Source organism: Nocardia sp. NPDC003726, assembly GCF_053586955.1.
Genome location: NZ_JBSFNF010000008.1, coordinates 273,770 through 282,315, shown reverse-complemented (window position 1 = coordinate 282,315; position 8,546 = coordinate 273,770). Strand labels below are relative to the sequence as shown.

Below are 8,546 nucleotides of genomic sequence, written 5' to 3'. Positions count from 1 at the left end.
CCCGATACCCCCATCACAACACAGCGCGCCCAGCCCCCCACGACCAGGTCTTACGAGCGAAGCGAGACCGAGCATCCGCCGTTCGCGGCCCGGCTCGCGTCCGAGCGACCGCTGCGTCCGCGACGAAGTCGCCAGCAGCGGTCGCTCGGACGCGAGCCACAAAGGGGCCGCGAACACCCAGCGCCGCAGGCGCTGGAAAAAATTACCGCCTGAGCCCGAGCCGCTCGATCAGCGAACGGTAGCGGTTGATGTCCTTGTCCTGCAGGTACTTCGACAGCCGCTTGCGACGACCGATCAGCGCCATCAGTCCGTGGCGGGTGTGGTGGTCGTGCTTGTGCTTCTTCAGGTGCTCGGTGATGTCGGCGATGCGCTTGGACAGCAGCGCGATCTGCGCCTCCGGCGAGCCGGTGTCCTTCTCGTGCAGGCCGTACTCGGCGAGGATCGCCGATTTCTGCTCGGTGGTCAGTGCCATGGGGCATCCACTCCTGTTTCTCAGTTCCGCGCTCGAATCTCCGGTCACCCGGGTGTGGGCGCCACCGCGGACCGCAGCAAACCCGAGGGAACACCCTACCGGACCGGGAGCGGTCCGCCGAAATCGCGGGCCCGCCGAGCCGGTTCCGGTTCCGGTTCCGGCGCGCAGGGAAGCAACGGCATTACCTCACGGGTAATCGACTCGCCGCATTTCGGCTGCGAATCTTCTTGTCGTACCGCCGAATACGAGGAGACGACGATGCCTTACCTGGAGACGACCGACGGCACCCGCCTGGCCTACGAGGACTACGGCACCGGAGCGCCGATCGTGTTCCTGGCCGGGTGGTCGCTGCACGCGGAGATGTGGGAGTACCAAGTCCCCTTCTTCGTCGAACAGGGTTACCGCTGTGTGCTGCTGGACCGGCGCGGGCACGGCCGTTCGGACCGCCCGTCGACCGGATACGACTTGGACACCCGCGCCGATGACGTGGCCGAGCTGATCGAACGGCTGGATCTGCGCGAACTCACCTTGGTCGCCCACTCCGCGGGCGGTGCGGAAGTAGCGCGCTATCTGGCCAGGCACGGCACCGCGCGGGTCGCGCGCATCGCGCTGCTGGCCACGACGCTGCCGTTCCTGCGGCAGACCGAGGACAATCCCGAGGGCCTTCCGGAGGAGCTGAGCCGGGCGTCGGTCGCGCAGTGGCGCACCGACCGGCCCAAGTGGTTCGCCGACCGGGCGCAGGGATACTTCGCCACCCACCTGGGCAACGACGTCTCTCCCGCGCTGATCGAGCACGAGACCCGCCGCTGCCTGTCCGCTTCGCCGTGGGCCACCATCGCGGTCTGGGAGTCGACCTTCCCGTCCGATCACCGCGAGACGCTGCGGAATCTGTCGATTCCCGCCCTGGTCGTACACGGGGTCCCTGATCAGTCCATCCCGATCGACGCCAGCAGCAGGCACACCGCGAAACTCATCCCGAACTGCGTCTACAAGGAATACCCGACCGCGGGGCACGGCCTGTACGTCACGCACGCCGAGCAGCTCAACGAGGACCTGCTCGAGTTCATGAAGTCCTGACCGTTCAGCGGGCGTCGGCGGCGGTGAGGATTTTGCGCGCGGTCTCCACGTCGCGGCCCATGCACTCGATGAGCTCGTCCACCGACTCGAACTTGCGCTGGCCGCGGATGTGCTCGACGAAGTCCACCGCGACGTGCTGACCGTACAGATCGGCCTCGCCGTCGAGCACGTACGCCTCCACCGTGCGGGCGCGTCCGGAGAAGGTCGGGTTGGTGCCCACCGAGACGGCGGCCATGGCCCGCTCGCCGGGGGTGACGGTGCCGATGGTGGGGCCGGGGCCGAGCACGGTGAACCATCCGGCGTACACGCCGTCGGCCGGGATCGCGGCGTGCATCGGCGGCGCGACGTTGGCGGTGGGGAAACCGAGCTGCTTGCCGCGGCCGTCGCCGTGCACGACGACGCCTTCCACGCGGTGCGGGCGCCCGAGCGCCTCGGCCGCGGCCGCCATGTCCCCCGCGTCCACGCACGCGCGGATGTAGGTGGAGGAGAAGGTCACGGCGTGTTCGGCGAGCAGGCTCACTCCGTCGACCTCGAAGCCGAATCGCCTGCCGAGTTCGCGCATGGTCTCGACGGTGCCCGCGGCCTTCTTGCCGAAGGTGAAGTTGTCGCCGACCACCACCTCCACCACGTGCAGCCGCTCCACCAGCAGATCGTGGACATAGCGCGCCGGAGTCAGCTTCATGAACTCCTGGGTGAAGGGCATGACGCAGAACACGTCGACGCCCAGTTCCTCGGCCAGCTCGGCGCGACGGGTGAGGGTGGTCAACTGCGCGGGATGTGAGCCCGGGCGGACCACTTCCATCGGGTGCGGATCGAACGTCATCAGCACCGCGGGCACGCCGCGCGCGGCGGCGGACTTCACGGCCCGGCTGATCAACTGCGCGTGGCCGCGGTGCACACCGTCGAACACACCGATCGTGAGGACACAGCGCCCCCAGTCCGCGGGCACCTCGTCGAGACTTCGCCATCTCTGCACAGTGCGCAGCCTACGCAAATCAGGTGCCGAACAGTATTCGGGCGTGCTGATCTCACACAACGGTTCCGCCGCCGTGAGCCGACGCGGAGGTCCGAGCCGCACCAGGGGCATACGGCTGTCCGTCATCCGGCCGGATGACGACGCGACCGCGCTCGGCTGCGCGCGCTCCCGGCATCCATCCGCCCACTTCTCGGCGGTGAACGGCGAATAGCGATTCGTTGTCGATCAGAGCACGGCAGGCCGAGGATGTGTGTATCGCGACGCCAGTGCCTAAGCTCGGTTGTGTGCCAGGTAAACGAGATATCGCCACTCGACGCGAGTTGGCCGACGCCCCGGCGCCGGGCGATGCGCACGGCGGTACCGCGACGATCGCGCCTGTGCTGTCCTCGGTCGCGCAGGACTACCTGAAGGTCATCTGGACCGCGCAGGAGTGGTCTCAGGAGAAGGTGACCACCAAATTGCTCGCCGAACGGATCGGCGTCTCGGCCTCGACCGTGTCCGAAGCCGTCCGCAAACTCGCCGACCAAGGATTGGTCGAGCACGCTCGCTACGGCGCGATCGCCCTCACGCCGGAGGGCCGCAGGGCCGCCGTCGCGATGGTGCGCAGGCATCGGCTCATCGAGACCTTCCTGGTGAACGAACTCGGCTACGGCTGGGACGAGGTGCACGACGAGGCCGAGGTGCTCGAGCACGCGGTCTCCGAGTTGCTGATGGCCCGCATCGACGCCAAACTCGGATACCCCGATCGCGATCCGCACGGCGACCCGATCCCCTCGGTGGACGGCGCGGTGCCCACCCCGCCCGCGCGCCAGCTCAGCGACTTCCGCGCCGGTGAATCCGGCCGGGTCGCGCGCATCTCCGACGCCGACCCCGACATGCTGCGCTACTTCGACTCCGTCGGCATCGCCTTGGACACCGCCATCACGGTCGTCGAACGGCGCGACTTCGCGGGCACCATCGCCATCCGCATCGGCGCCACCGAGTCACCGACCGACCTCGGCCGCCCCGCCGCCGACGCCATCTGGCTCACCGCCTGACCGGTCGCCTCCGTACCGGCCGCACAGGCGTCTCCGCTGCCCCCGAGCGGCGACGCGGCCGGGCAGAACATACGGCAGACCCCGTGTCCGCCGTGCGGCGCTCGTCTCGGTCGATTGCGCTTGCGGGCGGCCAGCCCACGGCGTAGGCGTCTGGCCGCACGCCGCATCCGGCAATCGCCGCGACCCTGCCGCAGGTTATGCATAGAGTTGACAATCCGGCAATAGACATCCGCACCCGTACCGGGAGGCGATTCACCATGACGGAGCTCTCGCCCATCCTGAAACAAGCCACGCCGGTGATCGTCGACCACGGCGAGGGGTGCTACCTCTACGGCACCGACGGCCGCCGCTATCTGGACTTCACCGCGGGCATCGGCGTGACCAGCACCGGCCACTGCCACCCGAGGGTGGTCGCCGCCGCCCAAGCGCAGGTGGCCTCGCTGATCCACGGCCAGTACACGACGGTGCTGCACCGGCCGCTGCTGGAGCTGACCGAGCGGCTCGGCGTCGTGCTTCCGGAAGGACTGGACACGCTGTTCTTCGCGAACTCCGGCAGTGAGGCGGTCGAGGCCGCGCTGCGCCTGGCGCGCCAGGCCACGGGGCGGCCGAATGTCGTCGTCTTCCACGGCGGTTTCCACGGCCGCACCCTGGCGGCCGCGACCATGACGACCTCCGGTACCCGTTTCTCCGCCGGGTTCGGCCCGCTCATGCCGGGCGTGCACGTCGCGCCTTTCCCCACCGCCTACCGCTACGGCTGGAGCGAGCGCGAAGCGACCGTCTTCGCGCTGCGCGAACTGGACTACCTGTTCGCCACGCTCACCTCGCCCGCCGAGACCGCCGCGTTCATCGTGGAGCCGATGCTCGGTGAGGGCGGTTACGTGCCCGGCAACGCCGAGTTCTTCCAAGGGCTGCGCGAACGCGCGGACCGGCACGGCATCCTGCTGGTCTTCGACGAGATCCAGACCGGCTTCGGTCGCACCGGAAAGTTCTTCGGGCATCAGCACTTCGGCGTCCGGCCCGATGTCATCACCATCGCGAAGGGTCTGGCCAGCGGGTTCCCGCTGTCGGGCATCGCGGCGCCGCGCGAACTGATGGCGCGGGCGTGGCCGGGCTCGCAGGGCGGCACCTACGGCGGTAACGCGGTGGCGTGCGCGGCGGCGATCGCCACGCTGGACGTCATCGAATCCGAGGGGCTGGTGGACAACGCGGCTGCCCGCGGGGAGCAACTGCTGCGCGGTCTGCGCGCCTGCGCCACCAAGGCGATCGGCGATGTCCGCGGCCTCGGACTGCTCGTGGGCGCCGAGTTCACCACGGCCACCGGCGAGCCCGGCACCGCCACCGCCGCGGCCGCTCAGCGCGCCGCGGTGGACAAGGGCCTGCTCCTGCTGACCTGCGGCGCGCACATGAACGTCGTGCGGATGATTCCGCCGCTGATCGTGACCGACACGCAGATCGAGGACGCTCTGGCGATCTGGTCGGAGGTGCTCGCCGAGCTGTAGCGCGCATCCACCGCTGTCTGCCCACCCGGCGGCCCGATCAGGAAGCAGGACCGCGTGGCGCCGCAACATCACCCTCACCAAGGCCGCCATCTCCGGCCACGCACGTCTGCTGGACGAACAAGCGCCGCAGACCTGCGCCGCGGCTGGCACGCGCGGTGCGCTGGAATTGCGACGCCTTCCACGCCGAGGCCCGGCCTCCTCACCCCGGCCCAGGCGCTGCGGCTGGCGGCGGACAACGACCATCCCGGCGCGCAGGCGCTGCTCGTTCCGACACCGCGAGGCACATCATGACGGTGCTGCCGGACCTGGAGGCTACTTCGGGCAATCCGGTGCTGACGGCCAACCAGGTGACGGTCTGGGCGGGGCTACAGCTGGCCGGCGCCGAACCGGTCGTTCCCCGATTCGGAAGCTTGTTCGGCCCGGCGCGCCGGAGCCTTCGCGATATCAGCAGACGAGGCCGGGGTCGTGCGGCACGGGCAGGTGCAGGCATTGCAAAGTGTCGAGCAAATGGTCGGCGGGCCGCACAGCCACGACCTGGTCGAGCAAGTCGGGTTCACCGGGCGGCCGGATCTCGATTCGATGTGCTCCCGCGGGGAGGTCGTAGGCCAACGAGTAGGCGTGTCCCTGTGCGACCTTGCACGGATTGCCGTCACAGCTCACGTTCCGGCCATCGATCCACACTTCCACATCGAGCACCCGCACATCGTCGGAGTCGGGCAGGGTCACCAGTATCCGCCCGCGGCCTTCCAGCACCGATGCCTGCGTGGCTGCGCGCGCCTCGCCGGCATTGCCGACCAGCGCCGCGCCACCGACCAGGACCGCGACGATCGTCGCGACGACTCGCATCATCGGCATTCACTCCTCGGCGCAAGGTGGTCCGCCATTATCGCCCGCTGGATCAGAGATTGGCAGGGCGGACGACCATCACCGAGGACGCGCGATTGCCCGACTCACGCAGCAGGGCGATAGCGCGTTCTTCCGGATCGATGGCGGCGTAGACGCCGGGGATTCCGGCCGGGGCGAGCCAGCGTCCGTTGCGCAGGTCGTCGGCCTGCTTCGCATCGATGTCGCGGCGCGGGAACGCCGTTCGCACCGCGGCGTCGATATCGAGGCTCAGCTGCGGCGTGCCGGACTCGGCGGCGGCGGCCAAGTCGTCCAGGGTACGGGCGCGCTCGAGCGTGAAGGGGCCGACTCTCGTGCGGCGCAACGCGGTCAGGTGGCCGCCGACGCCGAGCGCGGCGCCGAGGTCACGGGCGAGCGCCCGCACGTAGGTGCCCGAGGAGCACTCGACCACCACCTCCAGGTCGACGAAATCGCCGACGTCGCGCCGGGCGAGCACGTCGAAGCGCGACACCGTGACCGGGCGGGCGGCCAGCTGCACGTCCTCGCCGGCACGGTGGCGGGCATAGGCGCGTTCGCCGTCGACCTTGATCGCGCTCACCGTGGCGGGCACCTGCTCGATGTCGCCGGTCAATTCCGCTGTCCGCGCGGCGATCTCGTCGTCGGCGAGGTGGCCGGCCGGAGTCGTGGCCAGCACTTCGCCCTCGGCGTCGTCGGTGTTGGTCGCCTGCCCGAGCCGGATGGTCGCGGTGTACGCCTTGGTGGTCAGGGTGAGCAGGCCGAGGAGTTTGGTCGCGCGCTCCACGCCGAGCACGAGCACGCCGGTCGCCATCGGGTCGAGCGTGCCCGCGTGACCGATCTTCTTGGTGCGCAGCAGTTTGCGGCATTTCGCGACGACGTCGTGGCTGGTCCAGCCACCGGCCTTGTCGATGACGAGCAGCCCGCCGAGTCCGTCCATCAGACGTGCGCGATCGCGGTCAGGATGTACCCGTCGGTGATCAGCCAACGGCCGTCGAACGACAGCAGCGGCGTGCCGCCGTCGGTGGTCTGCCCCGGCACCAGCAGTTCGGTGTGGAAGCTGCCGCGCCCGGAATCGGCGGAGCTGTCCTCGATGTCGAAGGTGATGTGCGCGTCCTCGAAGCCGAGCCAGCGCAGCGTCAGCGGGAACCACGCCTTGTAGGTGGCCTCTTTGGCGCAGAACAGCAGCCGGTCCAGGTGCAGTCCGGAATCGGTGGTCTTCAGCCAATCCCGCTCCGGCGGCAGGCTGACCGAGTCCAGTACGCCGTCGGGCAGCGTGGCGTGCGGCTCGGCGTCGATGCCGATGGAACGGAACCGCAGCTTGTGGCCGAGCGCGGCGGCCTGATAGCCGTCGCAGTGGGTCAGGCTGCCGACGATTCCGCGCGGCCACACCGGAGCGCCGCGTTCGCCCTTGCCGATCGCGACCGGCTGTTCGCCGAGCTGCGTGAGCGCCAGCCGGGCGCAATGCCGCGCGCCGATGAAATCACGGCGCCGCTTCTCCACCGACTTGGCGATGAGATGCTCCTCCGCCGGATGCGGTCGCAGATCCTCCGGGTACGCCAGCAACTCGGCCGAGGCCACACCCGCGGGCAGAATGTTCTCGATCATCACCGACGAGCGTAGTCGAGCCGCGCGGGATCGGATCGCAGCGCCATGTGCCCCCGGACTACGCCAGCCCGCGCCGCTGCTGCGCCTTGCTGCGCATCTCCGCGGCTGCGGCCTCCATCTCGGGGGTCACCTGGAAATGCCCGCCCCACTTGTTCAGCGTGCCCGGCGGGTACTCCGGGGCGGGCAGGATCTGGCGCAGCAATCGCTCGGGCAGGCCGCGGCGCTGCCATTCGCGCGGGTAGCCCAGCGACACCTCCTCGAACCGGACGCCGTCGTAGTGCGAGGTCCGCGGGATGTGCAGGTGACCGTAGACCGAACAGACCACGTTGTAGCGGGTGTGCCAGTCCGCGGTCAGCTCGGTGCCGCACCACAGCGCGAACTCCGGGTAGAACAGCACGTCGGTCGGCTGCCGCACCAGCGGGAAGTGGTTGATCAGGACGACCGGTGTGCCGGGAGCGAGCGCGTCGAGCTTGCGCTTGGTCGCCTGCACCCTGGCGTGACACCAGGCGTCCCTGGTCAGGTACGGATCCGGCGAGAGCAGGAATTCGTCGGTGGCCACCACGTTGCGCTCGCGGGCGATCGCCAGGCCCTCCGCCTTGGTGGTGGCTCCCTCCGGCAGGAACGAGTAGTCGTACAGCAGGAACATCGGCACCAGCGTGACCGCTCCGCCGTGCTCCTCGGCGCCCGCGCCCTGCCACACCGGAAAGGGGTCCTCCGGCGTCAGCACGTCCAGGTCGCGGCACATCGACACCAGGTAGTCGTAGCGCGCCGCGCCGACCATCTGCACCGGGTCCTTCGCCGTCGTCCACAGCTCGTGATTGCCCGGCACCCAGATCACCTTGGCGAACCGGCCGCGCAGCAGTTGCAGCGCCCAGCGGATGTCCTCGGTCTTCTCCCCCACGTCGCCGGCCACGATGAGCCAGTCCTCCGGCGAGTCCGCCTTGATCTGCTCGACGACCGGCCGATTCCCCTGGTGCCCGACATGAATGTCGCTCACCGCCATCAACTTGGGTATCACC

At 69.5% G+C, this 8,546-nt stretch carries 9 protein-coding genes; 3 read left to right on the top strand and 6 right to left on the bottom strand.

Annotation, left to right across the window (positions count from 1 at the left end; all coding sequences use genetic code 11):
* Positions 1-202: 202 nt before the first annotated feature.
* Positions 203-472 carry a 30S ribosomal protein S15 gene (gene rpsO / locus ACWDMM_RS14130; RefSeq protein ID WP_063021162.1) on the bottom strand — a complete coding sequence of 90 codons (270 nt, stop codon included), beginning with the start codon at positions 470-472 and terminating at the stop codon, positions 203-205.
* A 258-nt stretch (positions 473-730) separates the two neighbouring features.
* Here rpsO and ACWDMM_RS14125 point away from each other — a divergent pair, with 258 nt between their 5' ends.
* Positions 731-1,549 (top strand): alpha/beta fold hydrolase, encoded by an 819-nt coding sequence (locus tag ACWDMM_RS14125; protein WP_357113096.1) that lies wholly within the window; start codon positions 731-733, stop codon positions 1,547-1,549.
* Between the two features lie 4 nt (positions 1,550-1,553).
* Here the strand turns inward: ACWDMM_RS14125 and ACWDMM_RS14120 are convergent, their stop codons facing one another.
* Complete coding sequence (locus ACWDMM_RS14120; RefSeq protein WP_195078798.1) at positions 1,554-2,525, bottom strand: bifunctional riboflavin kinase/FAD synthetase; 972 nt, start codon at positions 2,523-2,525, stop codon at positions 1,554-1,556.
* Positions 2,526-2,893: 368 nt separating this feature from the next.
* Between ACWDMM_RS14120 and ACWDMM_RS14115 the strand changes: the two genes are divergently transcribed.
* Both ACWDMM_RS14115 and ACWDMM_RS14110 read left to right on the top strand, forming a co-directional pair.
* Positions 2,894-3,562, top strand: coding sequence for a metal-dependent transcriptional regulator (locus ACWDMM_RS14115; protein WP_195078950.1), 669 nt, complete (start codon positions 2,894-2,896; stop codon positions 3,560-3,562).
* A gap of 257 nt (positions 3,563-3,819) precedes the next feature.
* The gene (locus tag ACWDMM_RS14110; RefSeq protein ID WP_357113092.1) at positions 3,820-5,061 is read left to right on the top strand and encodes an aspartate aminotransferase family protein; all 1,242 of its coding nucleotides are present in this window, start codon (positions 3,820-3,822) and stop codon (positions 5,059-5,061) included.
* A 444-nt stretch (positions 5,062-5,505) separates the two neighbouring features.
* On the opposite strand, the gene ACWDMM_RS14105 is transcribed toward ACWDMM_RS14110, so the two are convergent.
* From ACWDMM_RS14105 to ACWDMM_RS14090, 4 genes are read right to left on the bottom strand one after another with little or no spacing between them, the layout of a single operon-like run.
* On the bottom strand, positions 5,506-5,916 hold the full coding sequence (locus tag ACWDMM_RS14105) for a hypothetical protein (protein WP_449937638.1): 411 nt from the start codon (positions 5,914-5,916) through the stop codon (positions 5,506-5,508).
* A 43-nt stretch (positions 5,917-5,959) separates the two neighbouring features.
* Entirely contained in the window at positions 5,960-6,859 is a 900-nt protein-coding gene (truB, locus tag ACWDMM_RS14100; RefSeq protein WP_357113086.1) for a tRNA pseudouridine(55) synthase TruB, read from the bottom strand.
* On the bottom strand, positions 6,859-7,527 hold the full coding sequence (gene npt / locus ACWDMM_RS14095; RefSeq protein ID WP_195078794.1) for a 4'-phosphopantetheinyl transferase Npt: 669 nt from the start codon (positions 7,525-7,527) through the stop codon (positions 6,859-6,861). Before npt ends, truB begins: the two co-directional genes overlap by 1 nt.
* A gap of 58 nt (positions 7,528-7,585) precedes the next feature.
* Positions 7,586-8,545 (bottom strand): metallophosphoesterase family protein, encoded by a 960-nt coding sequence (locus tag ACWDMM_RS14090; protein WP_195078793.1) that lies wholly within the window; start codon positions 8,543-8,545, stop codon positions 7,586-7,588.
* Position 8,546: the final 1 nt, after the last annotated feature.